17 protein-coding genes and 1 pseudogene are annotated in these 14,439 nt (G+C 73.0%); 8 read left to right on the top strand and 10 right to left on the bottom strand.

Annotation, left to right across the window (positions count from 1 at the left end; all coding sequences use genetic code 11):
• The first annotated feature begins 17 nt into the window (after positions 1 to 17).
• Entirely contained in the window at positions 18 to 998 is a 981-nt protein-coding gene (gene pip / locus ACH499_RS01005; RefSeq protein ID WP_399013071.1) for a prolyl aminopeptidase, read from the top strand.
• Positions 999 to 1,030: 32 nt separating this feature from the next.
• On the opposite strand, the gene ACH499_RS01000 is transcribed toward pip, so the two are convergent.
• Entirely contained in the window at positions 1,031 to 1,462 is a 432-nt protein-coding gene (locus ACH499_RS01000) for a RidA family protein (RefSeq protein ID WP_399013068.1), read from the bottom strand.
• A 143-nt stretch (positions 1,463 to 1,605) separates the two neighbouring features.
• On the opposite strand from ACH499_RS01000, the gene ACH499_RS00995 reads away from it, so the two are divergent.
• The 3 genes and pseudogenes from ACH499_RS00995 to ACH499_RS00985 all read left to right on the top strand — a co-directional run bounded on the left by ACH499_RS00995 (position 1,606) and on the right by ACH499_RS00985 (position 3,111).
• Positions 1,606 to 2,379, top strand: a complete 774-nt coding sequence (locus tag ACH499_RS00995; RefSeq protein WP_356199958.1) for a nucleotidyltransferase domain-containing protein — start codon at positions 1,606 to 1,608, stop codon at positions 2,377 to 2,379.
• An 85-nt stretch (positions 2,380 to 2,464) separates the two neighbouring features.
• Positions 2,465 to 2,770: pseudogene (locus tag ACH499_RS00990) on the top strand (DUF899 family protein); the annotation flags it as partial.
• 155 nt (positions 2,771 to 2,925) lie between these two features.
• The gene (locus ACH499_RS00985; protein WP_356199957.1) at positions 2,926 to 3,111 is read left to right on the top strand and encodes a hypothetical protein; all 186 of its coding nucleotides are present in this window, start codon (positions 2,926 to 2,928) and stop codon (positions 3,109 to 3,111) included.
• Positions 3,112 to 3,166: 55 nt separating this feature from the next.
• Here the strand turns inward: ACH499_RS00985 and ACH499_RS00980 are convergent, their stop codons facing one another.
• Entirely contained in the window at positions 3,167 to 3,601 is a 435-nt protein-coding gene (locus ACH499_RS00980; protein WP_399013066.1) for a hypothetical protein, read from the bottom strand.
• Positions 3,598 to 4,269 (bottom strand): ATP-binding protein, encoded by a 672-nt coding sequence (locus tag ACH499_RS00975; protein ID WP_356199953.1) that lies wholly within the window; start codon positions 4,267 to 4,269, stop codon positions 3,598 to 3,600. The genes ACH499_RS00980 and ACH499_RS00975 overlap by 4 nt, the downstream gene beginning before the upstream one ends.
• A 279-nt stretch (positions 4,270 to 4,548) precedes the next feature.
• Here ACH499_RS00975 and ACH499_RS00970 point away from each other — a divergent pair, with 279 nt between their 5' ends.
• Both ACH499_RS00970 and ACH499_RS00965 read left to right on the top strand, forming a co-directional pair.
• Entirely contained in the window at positions 4,549 to 5,409 is an 861-nt protein-coding gene (locus ACH499_RS00970) for a helix-turn-helix transcriptional regulator (protein WP_356199951.1), read from the top strand.
• Positions 5,410 to 5,685, top strand: coding sequence for a DUF397 domain-containing protein (locus ACH499_RS00965; protein ID WP_356199949.1), 276 nt, complete (start codon positions 5,410 to 5,412; stop codon positions 5,683 to 5,685). It abuts the gene before it with no gap.
• A gap of 163 nt (positions 5,686 to 5,848) precedes the next feature.
• Here the strand turns inward: ACH499_RS00965 and ACH499_RS00960 are convergent, their stop codons facing one another.
• A complete protein-coding gene (locus ACH499_RS00960; protein ID WP_399013063.1) occupies positions 5,849 to 7,339 on the bottom strand; it encodes a glutamate synthase subunit beta in 1,491 nt (496 codons plus the stop codon).
• Positions 7,340 to 7,760: 421 nt separating this feature from the next.
• Entirely contained in the window at positions 7,761 to 8,240 is a 480-nt protein-coding gene (locus ACH499_RS00955; protein WP_356199945.1) for an anthrone oxygenase family protein, read from the bottom strand.
• 137 nt (positions 8,241 to 8,377) lie between these two features.
• On the opposite strand from ACH499_RS00955, the gene ACH499_RS00950 reads away from it, so the two are divergent.
• Positions 8,378 to 9,010, top strand: coding sequence for a uridine kinase (locus tag ACH499_RS00950; RefSeq protein WP_399013061.1), 633 nt, complete (start codon positions 8,378 to 8,380; stop codon positions 9,008 to 9,010).
• 19 nt (positions 9,011 to 9,029) lie between these two features.
• On the opposite strand, the gene ACH499_RS00945 is transcribed toward ACH499_RS00950, so the two are convergent.
• From ACH499_RS00945 to ACH499_RS00935, 3 genes are all read right to left on the bottom strand, one after another.
• Positions 9,030 to 10,157 carry a magnesium and cobalt transport protein CorA gene (locus tag ACH499_RS00945; protein ID WP_399013060.1) on the bottom strand — a complete coding sequence of 376 codons (1,128 nt, stop codon included), beginning with the start codon at positions 10,155 to 10,157 and terminating at the stop codon, positions 9,030 to 9,032.
• A 154-nt stretch (positions 10,158 to 10,311) separates the two neighbouring features.
• Positions 10,312 to 11,226: a carbohydrate kinase family protein gene (locus ACH499_RS00940; protein WP_399013058.1), complete on the bottom strand. Its 915-nt coding sequence runs from the start codon at positions 11,224 to 11,226 to the stop codon at positions 10,312 to 10,314.
• Positions 11,223 to 12,131: a pseudouridine-5'-phosphate glycosidase gene (locus tag ACH499_RS00935; RefSeq protein ID WP_399013798.1), complete on the bottom strand. Its 909-nt coding sequence runs from the start codon at positions 12,129 to 12,131 to the stop codon at positions 11,223 to 11,225. The genes ACH499_RS00940 and ACH499_RS00935 overlap by 4 nt, the downstream gene beginning before the upstream one ends.
• A 126-nt stretch (positions 12,132 to 12,257) precedes the next feature.
• Here ACH499_RS00935 and ACH499_RS00930 point away from each other — a divergent pair, with 126 nt between their 5' ends.
• The gene (locus tag ACH499_RS00930; RefSeq protein ID WP_356199937.1) at positions 12,258 to 12,686 is read left to right on the top strand and encodes a VOC family protein; all 429 of its coding nucleotides are present in this window, start codon (positions 12,258 to 12,260) and stop codon (positions 12,684 to 12,686) included.
• A 45-nt stretch (positions 12,687 to 12,731) separates the two neighbouring features.
• Here ACH499_RS00930 and ACH499_RS00925 read toward each other — a convergent pair whose 3' ends face one another.
• A complete protein-coding gene (locus ACH499_RS00925; protein WP_399013055.1) occupies positions 12,732 to 13,286 on the bottom strand; it encodes a methylated-DNA--[protein]-cysteine S-methyltransferase in 555 nt (184 codons plus the stop codon).
• Positions 13,287 to 13,366: 80 nt separating this feature from the next.
• A complete protein-coding gene (locus ACH499_RS00920; protein ID WP_399013054.1) occupies positions 13,367 to 14,251 on the bottom strand; it encodes a glycerophosphodiester phosphodiesterase in 885 nt (294 codons plus the stop codon).
• Between the last annotated feature and the right edge of the window lie 188 nt (positions 14,252 to 14,439).

Here is a 14,439-nt window from a genome sequence, read left to right as displayed (position 1 = left end):
GGCGCTACGGTGCTCCGATGGGCCGCTATCCGACCATCGAACCGTACGACCACGGCATGCTCGACGTGGGGGACGGCAACCACATCTACTGGGAGACGTCCGGGAACCCGGACGGCAAGCCCGCGGTCGTCCTGCACGGCGGACCGGGATCCCGTACCAGCCCCAACCTGAGGCGGTACTTCGACCCGGCCGCGTACCGGATCGTGCTGCTCGACCAGCGCGGCGCGGGACGTTCGGTACCGCCGGCCGGCGACCACACCACCGACATGAGCGTGAACACGACCGCCCACCTCATGGCGGACCTGGAACGGCTGCGCGCCCACCTGGGCATCGAACGGTGGCTGGTGTGGGGCGTGTCGTGGGGATCGGCCCTGGGACTGCGGTACGCCCAGACCCATCCCGGTGTCGTGTCCGAACTGGTCCTGACGGGAGTCACCACCGGCTCCGACCCCGAAGTGGAGCTCCTCACCCGCGGGTTGGGAAGGCTCTTCCCGGAGGGCCACGAGCGGTTCCTCGCCGGGCTGCCCGCCGACGAGCGCGACGGCAACCTGGCCGCCGCCTACAACCGGCTGCTGGAGTCACCCGACCCGGACGTCCGGGAACGGGCCGCGCGGTCCTGGACCGACTGGGAGACGGCGATGATCCCCGCCCCTCCGGGCTCGGTCGCACGGTTCCAGGACCCGGTGTTCCGCCTGGGCTTCGCCCGTACCGTCACGCACTACTGGGGCAACGGCCACTTCCTCGGCGAGGGCAACGACGAGGGCGTGATCCTGCGCGACGCACACCTGCTGAAGGGCATCCCCGGCACCCTCGTACAGGGCAGCCTCGACCCCGGCAACCTCCTCGGCATCGTCTGGCGGCTGCACCACGCCTGGCCGGACAGCGAGCTGGTGGTCGTGGACGAGGCCGGACACGACGCCGGGGCGGCCGGGGACGACGCACTGGTGGCCGCGACGGACACGTACGCACGCCGCGGCACCGGTCCGGGCCCGGCGTAGACCCGGCTCCGGTGTCCCCGGGCGTGCGGACGCTACGCCTGCGCCACCGCCGCGGAGGAGTTTGCGTCCGGTACGACCGCCGTCGCGGTGATCTCCACCAACTGGCCCGCGTACCCGAGGCAGTTCACCCCGAGCAGCGTCGAGGAATGCGGGCCGACGCTGAGCCCGGACGCCTCGACGACGTCCCAGACGGCGGACAGTGCGCCCGGCTCGTCGCTCAGGACGTACACGTCGGTCGTGAGCACGTGCTCCAGACCGCTCCCGACGGCCCGCAACTGCTCGGTGAGATTGGCGATGACCTGCTCCGCCTGGCGGACCGGGTCGCCCGCACCGACCAGCTTTCCGTCCGCGTCGAGCGGGACCGACCCCGCGAGGAAGGCGAGCTTCGTCCCGGCCTCCACGACGGAGGCGTGGGAGTAGACGGGAGGCGGGAACAGACCGGACACGGTGACGCGCTGAATCACATGAACTCCTCGTACGACGGGGGAAGTCCCGATCCTCCGTCGTCCGGCCCGTCGGCGCACGCGAATTCCCTCGCGGCCCGCGACACGGCCGCCTAGGCTTCCGGCGTCCGTCACGCCGCCGCTGTCGTCAGGAGCCCGCAGCAATGCCCTCCCTCACGGATCAGGCCTTCCTCGATGCGACCGCCGACCGGCTCGCCGCGCTGCCCGCGGTCCGCGCCGTCACCCTGGGCGGCTCCCGGGCCCGGGGCACGCACGGACCCGGCAGCGACTGGGACATGGCCGTCTACTACCGGGGCGCCTTCGACCCGGACGACCTCCGCGCCGTCGGCTGGGCCGGGGAGGTCTCCGGCATCGGCGAGTGGGGAGGCGGCGTGTTCAACGGGGGCGCCTGGCTGACGATCGACGAGCGCCGGGTCGACGTGCACTACCGCGACCTCGACGTGGTCGAGCACCAACGGGCGGAGGCGGAGGCGGGACGCTTCGACGTCGAGCCGCTGATGTTCCACCTGGCCGGCATTCCCACGTACCTGGTCGTCGCGGAGCTGGCGGTCAACCGGGTGCTGCGCGGCGAACTGCCCCGCCCCGCCTACCCGGAAGCCCTGCGCGCCACCGCCCCCGCACGCTGGTACGGCACGGCCACGGCCACCCTCGCCTACGCCGGGGCCGCACACGCCCCCAGGGGCGCCGTCGCCCAGGTCGCCGGCGCGATCGCGCTCGCCGCGACCCAGACGGCGCACGCGGTACTGGCGGCCCGCGGCGAGTGGGTCACCAACGAGAAGGGGATCGTCCGCCTGGCCGGGCTGGACGCCGTCGACCCGCTCGTGGCGGGCCTGACCCCCGAACCGGAGAGCCTGACGCGGGCGGTCACGGAGTGCGGGCGCATCCTCGGCCGAGCCGTCGAGCGGGCGTCCGGCTGAGTGCCCGGGAGAGAATCTTGTCGAGCCGCGACGAGTTCCGCTCCTTCCCGCGGTCGGCCCCCGCGGACCGCCGTACTGGAGGAGCTGGAGCCTGCCCTGGTACTCGTCGCACGTCAGCGACTTCAACACCGACTTCGAGGCGACCCTCGAACACGAGGGGGAACGGGTCGAGCGGCCGGGGCTGAGCTGCTTCCTGCGGGACCACGACCGGGTCTTCCACACCTACTCGACCTACGAGCGCGGACTCGACGGGCTCGGCTCCACCACCAGCCTCCTCGACCTGACCGCGCTCGGCCGGCGGGAGCCGTGGGAGCGGCCGCAGGGACGCGCGTCGGCCCTCGGGGCGGCTGTGGACGGGGAGATCCGCTACCACGACGAGTACGAGGACTGACACACCGCGTAGCGACGACACCCGTACGGACGAGACGCGACTCACGCATTGCGGTGAACGAGTGTCAACTTAGTCTCAGTACCATCACTTCACCAGGCGTTCATTCCATGGTTGGCGTTTAACTCTACGAGTACAGCGCTACATGGAGGTGCAGGGTGAACGGGCGAACAGTGCTCGAACGCTTCCCCGCCGGCGGACCGCGCGGATCCTGGCCCGCGGAGGAGTTCGCGCACGCGCGGCGTCTGGAGGGCCTGCCCGCCGAGGTCGTCATGGACCTCGCCACGGACATGTTCCTCGTCGTCGTCCGCGGCGGCGAGAGGGCCGGTGACGCGGCCGCCTGACGGACGGGCGCGGGTCCGCCCGAGGCGCGGGCGCCGGTGCCGGCGCGTGCCGCGCCTACGCGCTCACCGGCCGTGACCAGGTCGGCGTCGTGTTGGTCAGCCGGCACAGTGCCAGGTAGAGCGGAATGGGCGGCGTGTAGGGAACCGTGCCTTCCGGCCGGTGTATCAGGCCGGGCACGCCCGGGGCGTCGGGGAGGGCCGCCCCGGTGGCGTACCGCGCGGGGGCGGGCCATTCCAGGGCGTAGTCCGAGTCGGACGGGACGATCCACCACCAGTGCGCCTCGTCGGCGTAGACGCAGCCCACGCGTGGCAGCCGGGGCAGCACCAGCGGGCCGAGCCGGGCGGGCGCCGCCACCGCGTCGCAGCCCAGCGGGGCCGTCATACCGTCCGGCACGGGCAGCCGCCGGGGTGTGCCGGCCTCACGCACTGCGCGCTGGAGGCGCACCAGGGTGTCCAGGCCGAGGGTGGGGGTGCCGGACGAAACCCTCATAGCCATTCGGTCCCCGTTCCGTGCCGTGCCTCTCGGTGGTGTGCGTCGCGTCCGGACCGCTCGGGGCGCCGGCCGTCCGTCTCGCCGTCGTCGTCGGTGCCGTCGGCGGGACCGGGCTTCGGGCGGGCGCCCCAGCCCAGGTCGTTGCGGGGCTCGGCCGGGTCGCGCGGCGTGTCGGCCTTGTGCGGCAGCTCGGCCCAGACCAGCAGGCCGGGCCCGTGCTCGTGGGCGCCCCAGGCGTCGCACAGGGCGTCGACGAGGAGCAGTCCCCGGCCGTGCTCGTCGTCGGGCCGCCGGCCGTGCGACGGGTGCGGCTGACCGGGCGCGCATCCCTCGTCGCGCACGGCTATGCGGACCAGGTCGTCGTCGCCGTGCAGCTCGCACACTATGTGGCTGCTCGCCGTGTGCACGATCGCGTTGGTCACCAGTTCGGAGACCACCAGGGCCGCGGTGTCGCAGGTGTCCTCGCACACCGACCAGCCGTTCAGCCGGGCGCGTGTCAGGCGTCTGGCCTGCGCGGGGGAGCCCGGATGTGCGGCCAGCTCGAAACGGAACCGGCGCCCGGCAGCGACGGCTCCCGAGGAGCCGGCTCCCATGGCGGTGCCGGGGCCCCTGGGCCCCGCGACGGCGTCTGTTCCTAAGGGCGCGGACGGAATCACGCTTGCCACTATCGCCCCGCCGTGAACACTTGGCAAGTGTCACTCTGAAAATTGCAGAGTGCTGTGTGACGGTCTGGAAGGGCGTGGCACACTGCTCGCAACAGCACGTCGAGCGGCGCCACTTCAGATCGCCGGAGGTCTGCCCAGACTTTCGAATAGGTCTTCGAATGGCGCCGCCGGGCTGTCCGCGCGCGTAGCGGCCGGCCCTTCGGCGACCGTGGGATCACCGCCGGGGATCACGCGGTCGCAGCAGCATCGTTTGTCAGGACTCTTCGTGGAGGTGGGGCGGTGAGCGAGCCGCGGTCCGCACCGACGGTCGGCCAGGTCGTTCTCGGCCGGCGCCTGCTGGACCTGCGGGAACGCGCCGGACTCAAGCGTGAGGAGGCCGCCCGCGTCCTTCGCGTCGCTCCCGCGACGATCCGCCGCATGGAGATGGCCGAGGTCGCCCTCAAGATCCCGTACCTTCAGCTCCTGCTGAAGGCGTACGGTGTCGAGGACGAGGAGGCCGACCTCTTCGTCCGGCTGGCCGAGGACGCCAACAAACCCGGATGGTGGCAGCGCTTCCACGACATCCTTCCGGGCTGGTTCTCGATGTACGTCAGCCTGGAGGGCGCGGCCTCGCTGATCCGCTCCTACGAGCCCCACTTCGTCCCCGGGCTGCTGCAGACCGAGGACTACGCGCGCGGGGTGCTCCGCTCGGGCGCCATCGGCCAGACCCGGCCGGACGACATCGAGCGCCACGTCGCCCTGCGGATGCAACGCCAGGACCTGCTCACCCGCGAGGACGCGCCCCGGCTGTGGGTCGTCATGGACGAGACCGCGCTGCGCCGCCCGGTCGGCGGCCCGGAGGTGATGCGCGCCCAGATCGACAAGCTGCTCGACGCCGCGAAGCTGCCCAACGTGACGCTGCAGATCGCCCCGTTCGGGAACGGGCCGCACCCCGGCACGTACGGGCCCTTCGTGCTGTTCCGATTCGCCATGCCGGAACTGCCGGACATGGTCTACAGCGAGTACCTGACCGGCGCCGTCTACCTCGACGCGCGCACCGAGGTGGCGACCCACCTCGAGGTCATGGACCGCATGGCGGCACAGGCCGCCACGGCACATCGCACGAAGGAGATCCTCCGGGATCTCCGCAAGGAGCTGTGAATGAACCGTATGAAACCCCAGCCGTCGCCACGCGCCCGCGCCCAGCGGATATACAACGGCATGCCCGCCCGTGAGCTCGGCAGCGAGGGCTGGCACAAGCCGTGGAGCGGCGGCAACGGGGGCAACTGCCTGGAGGCGATGAAGCTCGCCGACGGCCGGATCGCCGTTCGGCAGTCCACCGACCCGGACGGTCCCGCGCTGATCTACACGTCCGCCGAGATGACCGCGTTCATCGAGGGCGCGAAGGCGGGAGAGGCGGACTTCCTCCTGTCCTGAATTGGCGCGTCCTTGTTGAGGCTTGTTCTTAAGCTGTTTGGCACTGAGTCGATCACCAATTGCTGCGACAACTTCACACCGTGCAACGCGCCATGATCGGGCGGCACCCCGCCGGGGCCGGCGGCGGCCGGCCGCGTACCGCGTGAGCCGGGCCGATCCCGTCTCAGGCCGTCATCGGCCGGTCGTACGGGCCGATCGGCGCCGGCAGCCGGGTGGTGCCGCCCGACAGGTGGCGGTCGACGGCCGCCGCGACCGCCCGCCCCTCGGCGATCGCCCACACGATCAGCGACTGCCCGCGAGCGGCGTCCCCGGCGGCGAATACGCCGGGGACGCTGGTCGTGAAGTCCTGGTCCCGGGCGATCGTGCCGCGGGGGTCCATCTCCAGTCCCAGCCCGTCGACGAGCCCGTCCGTCCGGTCGGGCCCCGAGAAGCCGAGTGCGAGCAGGACCAGGTCGGCGGGGAGCTCCCGCTCGGTGCCGGGCACCGGCCGGCGCCCCGCGTCCACCGCGACCAGGTGCAGCGCGCGCACGTGCCCCTCGCCGTCGCCGGTGAGGCGGAGCGTGGACGCCGCGAACAGCCGGGCGTCCGCGTCGGCCGCCGGCGCCGACCGCAGGTGGCGTGCCTCCTCGTGCGCCGCCGACAGCCGGTAGAGCCTCGGATACGTCGGCCAGGGCTCGGCCTCCTCGTCGCGTTCCGTTCCGGGCTGGGCGTAGATGTCCAACTGGGTCACGGACGCGGCCCCTTCCCGCACCGCCGTGCCGAGACAGTCGGCGCCGGTGTCACCGCCCCCGACGATGACGACGTGCCGGCCGGCGGCGGACAGCGGCGACACCGCCAGGTCGCCCTCGCACACCCGGTTGGCCAGCGGCAGGTACTCCATCGCCTGGTGGACCCCGGCCAGCTCCCGTCCCGGCACGGGCAGTTCGCGCCAGGCCGTCGCCCCGGTGGCGATCACCACCGCGTCGTAGCGGGCGCGCAGCTCCGCGGCGTCGACGTCCCGCCCGACCGCCGTCGACGTGCGGAACCTGGTCCCCTCCTCCCGCATCTGCCCTATCCGCCGCTCCAGGTGCCGCTTCTCCATCTTGAACCCGGGGATGCCGTACCGCATGAGCCCGCCGATCCGGTCGTCCCGCTCGTACACGGCGACCGTGTGCCCGGCACGGGTCAACTGCTGGGCGGCGGCCAGCCCGGTGGGCCCCGACCCGATCACCGCCACCGTCCGCCCGGACAGCCGGTCCGGCGGACGCGGGGACGTGAAACCCTCCTCCCAGGCCCTGTCGGCGATGGCGCACTCGACGTTCTTGATGGTGACGGCCGGCTGGTTGATCGCCAGCACACAGCCCGCCTCGCACGGCGCGGGGCACAACCGTCCGGTGAACTCGGGGAAGTTGTTCGTGGCGTGCAGCCGGTCGCTCGCCGCCCGCCAGTCGGCGCGGGCGACCAGGTCGTTCCAGTCCGGGATCAGATTGCCGAGCGGACAGGCGTCGTGGCAGAAGGGGACGCCGCAGTCCATGCACCGGTCGGCCTGCCGTCCGACCAGCGGAAGCAGCGCCCCGGGGACGTACACGTCGTCCCAGTCCCGCACCCGTTCCCCCACCTGCCTGCGGGGCCATTCCTCGCGGGGCGTGGTCATGAATCCCTTGGGATCGGCCATGGCCGTCTTCCTTGCGTACGGGGTGGCGGGCCGGACGTCGTCGGGCGGCGTTCCTGCGGCCACGATACGTCCGGGCGACGCGGCTCGCAGGGGGCTGGACCGGGGCCTTGCCCCCGGTCCTCGCCCCGGCGGTCCGGATGGCTTTCCGGCAGGGGCGCCGCCGTGAGGGCGCGGCCGGCGGAACGGCGGGGCGGAGCCCCTGCGGCGGTCCCGGCCGCGGGCCGTTCGCGGCTTCGGCCCGACCGCCGGACGGGCCTCTTCCGCAGACTGCGGGCCGTGCCCGTCCACGGCCTCGGCCTGTGGCAAAGCGCTGCCCGCGAGACGCCGGACACCGGCCCGTGCACAGCCTCGCCCCGGCTCGGCGGACGTCCGCCCGCAGGGCGCCGGGGCCCGTTACGAGGACCCCGCCGTGCACGCTCGCTCAGGCCAGTGCCAGCACGTACGCCACCGCCGCGGCGGCCGAAGCGCCGGTGCGTATGTGGTTCCACGCGGTCCACTCGCGGACGTACGACGGCCAGCGGTCGGCGGCCTCCGCCGTGCCCGGCTCCAGCCTGAGCAGCGCCTCGTTGCGCGGTACGTTCGCGGTCACCGTGACGCCGAACGCCCCGACCAGGTACAGCGCGCTGCCCAGCAGCAGTCCGACCGCGCCCTCGTCCGGCCACACCACGAACGTCACCACGGCGATCACCGCCGCCACCACGGCCGTCCCGAGGAACACCAGCATGAACGCCGGGCGCACCGCGGCCGTGTTGATCGCGTTCATCGCGGCGACGCCCTGCGCGGGCGGCAGCGCCGCCAGTCCCCGCATCACGAACGTCGAGAAGGCGCAGAAGACTCCGGCCGCCAGACCGGTCCCGAGAACGCCCAGCACCGCCAGTACGAAGTACGGCCCATCGATCATGTCGCGTCCACTCCCACCCGTAGGTCCGGTCGATGGCCCAGAGTCAACCTCTCCACGGCCTCCGTGACCATGGCCGAGCGGCACGGGACCATACGCGGGCGTCCACTGCGCAACGGCCGACGGCGCATCATGGGCACGTGCGACTGGAAGCGATCACCTGGGACCGGCTCGGCGAGCGGCTCGCCGAGCGCCTGCTCGACGTGGAGCCGGCCGACGGCAGCCCCTGGCCGCGGGTCGCCCTCGACGGCGCGCCGGCCGCCCGCCCCGGCGACCTGGCCGAACGGATCGGCGAGGCACTGCGCCCGCGCGGCCGCCCCTCCCTCGTCGTCGGCACGGAGGGCTTCCTCCGCCCGGCCTCGCTCCGTCTGGAGTATGGACGCCACGACGTCGAGGCCTACTACAACGGCTGGTACGACACCGGCGCCCTGTGGCGAGAGGTCTTCGACCCCCTCGGCCCCGGCGGCGACGGACGCGTCCTGCCCGACCTGTGGGACCCGGCGACCGACCGGGCCACCCGCAGCCCCTACGCGCACCTCCCGCCGGGCGGCGTACTCCTGCTGCACGGACCCTTCCTGCTGCGTCACTGGTTCCCCCTCGACCTGACCGTCCACCTCGTCCTCACCCCCGGCGCCCTGCGCCGCCGTACCCCTGAGTCGGAGCACTGGACCCTCCCCGCCTTCACGCGCTACGAGGAGGAGACCGACCCCGCGGCCACGGCCGACGTCCTGGTGCGCGCCGACGACCCCCGCCACCCGGCCTGGAACGGCTGAACCGCCCCGCGGGCGCTCCTCAGAGCCAGCCGTTGCGCCGGAAGCCCCGGTACAGCGTCAGGCAGGCGGCGGATATGACGCCGAGGACCAGTCCGTAGCCGTACCGCCAGCCGAGCTCCGGCATGTGGTCGAAGTTCATGCCGTACACCCCGCAGACCATCGTGGGTACGGCGACGATCGCCGCCCACGCCGTGATCTTCCGCATGTCCTCGTTCTGGGCGACCGTCACCTGGGCGAGGTGTGCCTGCAGGATGGAGTTGAGGAGTTCGTCGAACGCGGCGATCTGCTCCGTGGCCCGCAGCAGATGGTCGGACACGTCACGGAAGTAGGCCTGTATCTCCGGGTCGACCGCCCGGCTCGGCCTCGTCGCCAGCTCCTCCACCGGCCGGCCGAGAGGAACCACGGCCCGCTTCAGCTCGAGCAGTTCACGTTTGAGCTGGTAGATCCGCCCCGGGTCGACCCGTGCCCCGTCCTCCGCGAACACGTCCGTCTCGACCTGGTCGATGTCCGCCTGCACCGCCTCGATGACCGTCAGGAAGTCGTCGACCACATGGTCCGCGATCGCGTGCAGCACCGCCGACGGCCCCTTGGCGAGCTGCGCCGGATCGGTCTCCAGACCCTCGCGCAGCGGGCCGAGCGAACCGTGCCGGCCGTGGCGCACGGTGATCACGAAGTCCTCGCCGACGAACACCATGATCTCCCCGGTGCTCACCACCTCGCTGGTCGCCGTGAGTTCCTCGTGCTCGACGTGGCAGACCGTCTTGAACACGGCGAACAGCGTGTCGCCGTACCGCTCCACCTTCGGCCGCTGGTGGGCCTCGATCGCGTCCTCGACCGCCAGGGGGTGCAGGTGGAACAGCTCCGCGATGCCGGCGAACTCCTGTTCCGTGGGCTCGTGCAGTCCCAGCCAGAGGAAGCCGTCGCCGTGCTCGCGCATCCGCCGCACGGCCTCGACCGGGTCGCCGTCCGCCGGGGTGCGGACACCCTCGCGGTAGGTCACGCAGTTCACCACCGAGGAACCCAGCGGGGAGCGGGCCGGGTGGCTCAGGTCGACGCGCGGGCGCCGCCGGGCCAGCCGCGCCACTCTGCGGAGGCCGCCGACCCTGCCGAGAGTCGTCACCTTCCGCAGATTCCCCGCCATCGACATCTCGGTCCCCTCGCCGTGGATCTCCTCGCTTCGCGCGCCCGGCGCCGTGGCGCGCCAGTCTGCCAGCTTCCCGTGAGCGGCGTACGAGCCTGTGGAAACGGGAGATTCCGCTTCGTTCCCGGCTGTGGACGGAGCCGTCGCGCGGAGCCCCCGTTCACCCCCCTCGACCCGGCGGCCTCCCACCCACCCGCTCGACCGCCAGGGCCCCTGCCCGGCATCCCCGCGCCGCCGCGTCCTCGGGCGCCGCCCCGCCGACCAGTGCCGCCAGGAACGCTCCCGTGAAGGCGTCACCGGCGCCCGTGCTGTCCCGCGCGGACGCCGGGAAGGGCGGGATGCGCGCGCACACGGCACCGGACCGCGCCACCAGAGCCCCGGCGGCGCCCTGCTTGGCGATCACCACGGGGACGTGCCGGCTGAGCTCGGCCGCCGCGTCCGCGACGTCGTCGAGCCCGGTGAGCAGGCACGCCTCGTCACGGCTGGGCAGCAGCACGTCCACGCCCTCGACCAGGCCGAGGAACCGGTCCACGCCCAGCTCCGCCAGGAAGCCCGCCGACGCCGGGTCCAGGCTCACCGGCACGCCGCGCGCGCGTGCCGAGGCCAGCGCGACCGCAACCAGCGCACGGCTCGGCTCCGAGAAGAGGAGGTACCCCGACAGGTGCAGCCGCGCGACACCGTCGAGCAGCGCGTCCGACCAGTCGCCGGGGTCCAGCCGCAGCGACGCACCGCTGTCCGTCAGGAACGTGCGCTCGGCCGCGGCGCCCGCGTCCACCAGGCAGATCACCGTCCCCGTCGGGGCCGACCGGTCGACGGCCAGGAGGGGCCGCACCCCCTGCGCACGCAGCTCCCTCCCGTGCCACTCCGCGTCCGCGCCGACCCGCCCCAGCAGCCGTACCTCCCCGCACCCGCTGTAGGCGGCCCAGCAGGCCACATTGGCCCCCGCCCCGCCCGGCAGCAGCCGGATCGAGGACGCCGTGTCCGTGCCGGTGGCCAGCGGCCCCCGGTACCGGGCCACGACGTCCGTGACGACGTCCCCGACCACCAGCAGCGCGCCGCCCGTCGTGGTGGTCACACCCCGGCCCACGCGGCCGCGACCCGGGCGGCCAGCCGGACGTTGCCGCGCACCGCCGCCAGATTGGCGCTCAGCGCCGCCCCGTCGGTGTGCCGGACCAGGTAGTCCAGCAGGAACGGAGTGACCGCCTGGCCCGTGATGCCCTCCTCCTCGCACGCGTGCAGCGCGTCGGTGAGCACGCGCGCGTGCAGTGCGGGATCGAGCTGCTCCTCCTCCGGGACGGGATGGGCGACGACGAGCGCCGCGTCCGGCCCGCCGAGCGCGTCCTGCGCCCGCATGACCGCCGCCACCTGCTCGGGGGTGTGCAGTGTCCAGTCCACCGGGTGTCCCGAGTCGGACAGGTAGAAGCCGGGGAAGCGGTCCGTGCCGTACCCGGCCACCGCCACTCCCAGCGTCTCCAGCCGCTGCAGGGTCGCCGGCACGTCCAGGATGGACTTCACGCCCGCGCACACCACCGTGATCCGGGTGCGCGCCAGCAGTCCCAGATCGGCCGACTCGTCCTGGGTGACGGTCCACTCCCGGTGCACCCCGCCGAGCCCCCCGGTGGCGAAGACCCGTACCCCCGCCAGGGCGGCCAGCAGAGCGGTCGCCGAGACCGTCGTCGCCCCGCTCGCCCCGGCCGCCACCGCGAGCGGCAGGTCGCGGTGGCCGAGCTTGCGGATGCCGTCCTCGTTCGCGACCCGCTCGAGCTGCTCCTTGTCCAGGCCGACCCGGGGACGCCCGTCCAGCACGGCGACCGTCGCCGGTACCGCGCCCTCCCGCCGTACGGCCTCCTCCAGCTCCCGTGCCACCAGCAGATTGCGCGGGCGCGGCAGCCCGTGCGCGATGATCGTGGACTCCAGGGCCACCACCGGGCGACGCGCGTCGATCGCCTCCCGTACCTCTTCCGACACCACCAGCATCAGGCGCCCGCCTTCCTGTCCGTGGGTTCTCCTTCATCCCTGGCGGTCGGGAGACCCGGTCAAACACGCGCGGGCGCCTGTGCCCGAAACCCGTTGCGGGTGCCCGGGACGGCCAGCAGCCTGGGAACCATGACGGACAACACGACACGCCTCGACCACGTCGTCCTGTGGGTGCGCGACCCGGTCGCCGCGGCCGGCTTCTACGAGAGGGCCCTCGGGATGGAGCCCCTGCGGGTCACCGAGTACGCCGAGGGCAGCGTGAGCTTCCCCTCGGTGCGCGTCAACGACGAGACCATCCTCGACCTCGCCCCTCACTCCCTGGCGGAGCGCATGCGGATGCTGCCCGGGTCCGAGGGCAGCGCAGGGCACCCCGTCAACCATGTCTGCCTGTCCCTGCCGGAACGGGAGTTCGACGCACTGCGGGCCCGGCTGGAGGAACAGTCGGTCCCGGTCTCGAAGCTCGCTCACGACTCCTACGGCGCCCGCGGCCCGGCCCGGCGCAGCTTCTACTTCACCGACCCGGACGGCAACGTCTTCGAGGCACGGCACTACGCGTAGCCCCCGCCGCCCCCCCAGACCGCCGGCTGCGGACGCCCGGGCCCCTCAGAACAGCGGCTCGGGCAGCACGCCCTCCAGCGCGAGCAGCTTCCGCTTGGTGTCCACGCCGCCGCCGAATCCGCCGATGCCGCCGTCGTTCTCCACGACCCGGTGGCACGGCACGACGACCGGAAGCGGGTTGGCCCCCATCGCCAGGCCCACCGCCTGGGCCGCGCCGGGACGGCCCAGGCGGCCGGCGAGCTCGCCGTACCCGACGACCGAGCCGTAGGGCACCCCGGACTCCAGCTCCCTGAGCACCTGCCGGTTGAAGCCCGCTGTCAGCGACCAGTCCAGGGGCAGGTCGAAGCCGTGCCGCTCGCCCGCGAAGTACGCCTCGACCTGCCGTATCGCCTCGGCCAGCAGCGGCGAGCCGGGCGCCTCGACGGGTCGGGTGCCGAGCCGGGACGCGAGCCGTTCGAGCGCCCGGTCGCGCACGGTGTCCGTGGCGTGGAACACGACGTTGACCAGACCGTCGCCGGTCGCGGCCAGCAGCAGGGGGCCGATGCCGGTGCCGACGACGGCCCACACCACCCGCTGCTCGCACTGCCCATGGCTGTCCATGCGCCCACCGTACGGCCCGCCACTGACAACGCCCGGGGCGGTGGCGGACGACGCCGCCACCGCCCCGGGCGTCACGGGGGTCACTGCCCGGCCGCGGCCGCCTCCACGGCGTCCCGCACCACGTCCGGCTTGTTGGTGATCACGCCGTCCACGCCGTACCCGGCGACCCGCTTGGCGACGTCCGGGTTGTCGACGGTCCAGGTGAAGACCTCCAGGGGCCTGCCGTGCGCCCCCTTGAGGGCGTGGACGGAGGAGACGTAGTTCGCGGAGAGCGAGCCGTAGGACGGGTTGATCTGGTCCGTGAACTTCGCGTACTCGGGCAGGTCCGACACGGCCGGGGTACCGAGGAACCCCGTCTTGAGGGCCGGCTTGAGGCTGTGCACGGTCCGGATGCTGGCCGCGTCGAAGCTCTGCACGATCAGCCGGCCGGCCACGTGCCGCCGGTCGAGCCAGCCCTCGTTGGCGAGCACCTTGAGGGTCTCCCGCTCGATGCCCGGGTACTGCGCCGGGCTCTTGAGCTCCAGCAGCAGCTTCTGGTGGTGGCGGTCCACGCGGTGCAGGTACTGCTCCAGCGTCGGCACGCGCGCGCCCGCGTACTCGGGGCCGAACCAGCTCCCGGCGTCCAGTCGCGCGATCTCCGCGGCCGTGAAGTCCTTCACCTTCCAGGGCGCGCGGTCGGGGAACACCTCCTCGACGTCGGTGGTCCGCTGCAGGCTGTCGTCGTGGATGACGACGAGCTCACCGTCCTTGGTGCGCTGCACGTCGTTCTCCACCCAGCGGATGCCCAGCTCTGCGGCCTTGTCGACGGCGGCGAGCGTGTTCTCGGGCGCGTAGGCGGAGGCGCCCCGGTGGGCGACGACCGTGGGCGCGTCACCTCCGTCGAGGGTGTCCGCGTGAGCCCCGGGGGCTATGAGGACGACCCCCGCGAGCGCGGTGGTCAGAACGGCAACTGCGCGCGCGTGCATACATACTCCTCGCGTCGAGCGTTCACGGACAGCACTACTGTGACAGCAGAGGGTCAACGAGAGATGGGTGCAGAATGGCCACAGGCTGAATGGAGTTGATCAACTCCGGTCACGGAGGCCGCACAACTGGGGCGAGGCCGTGATTCTTTGCCGGAGAATCGTTCGACCATTCCGGTGGGGGCCATACT

Origin of the sequence: Streptomyces sp. NPDC018947 (assembly GCF_044390505.1) — a bacterium.
GTDB lineage: Bacteria > Actinomycetota > Actinomycetes > Streptomycetales > Streptomycetaceae > Streptomyces.
Note: the sequence above shows the minus strand (reverse complement) of the source record. Positions and strands in the feature narration are given on the sequence as shown.

Excerpts from the sequence above, each read along its gene's own strand:
- pip (WP_399013071.1), top strand. The coding sequence starts at position 18 with ATGGGCCGCTATCCGACCATCGAACCGTACGACCACGGCATGCTCGAC.
- ACH499_RS00995 (WP_356199958.1), top strand. The coding sequence starts at position 1,606 with ATGCCCTCCCTCACGGATCAGGCCTTCCTCGATGCGACCGCCGACCGG.
- ACH499_RS00980 (WP_399013066.1), bottom strand. The coding sequence starts at position 3,601 with ATGAGGGTTTCGTCCGGCACCCCCACCCTCGGCCTGGACACCCTGGTG.
- ACH499_RS00965 (WP_356199949.1), top strand. The coding sequence starts at position 5,410 with ATGAACCGTATGAAACCCCAGCCGTCGCCACGCGCCCGCGCCCAGCGG.
- ACH499_RS00960 (WP_399013063.1), bottom strand. The coding sequence starts at position 7,339 with ATGGCCGATCCCAAGGGATTCATGACCACGCCCCGCGAGGAATGGCCC.
- ACH499_RS00955 (WP_356199945.1), bottom strand. The coding sequence starts at position 8,240 with ATGATCGATGGGCCGTACTTCGTACTGGCGGTGCTGGGCGTTCTCGGG.
- ACH499_RS00945 (WP_399013060.1), bottom strand. The coding sequence starts at position 10,157 with ATGTCGATGGCGGGGAATCTGCGGAAGGTGACGACTCTCGGCAGGGTC.
- ACH499_RS00930 (WP_356199937.1), top strand. The coding sequence starts at position 12,258 with ATGACGGACAACACGACACGCCTCGACCACGTCGTCCTGTGGGTGCGC.
- ACH499_RS00925 (WP_399013055.1), bottom strand. The coding sequence starts at position 13,286 with ATGGACAGCCATGGGCAGTGCGAGCAGCGGGTGGTGTGGGCCGTCGTC.
- ACH499_RS00920 (WP_399013054.1), bottom strand. The coding sequence starts at position 14,251 with ATGCACGCGCGCGCAGTTGCCGTTCTGACCACCGCGCTCGCGGGGGTC.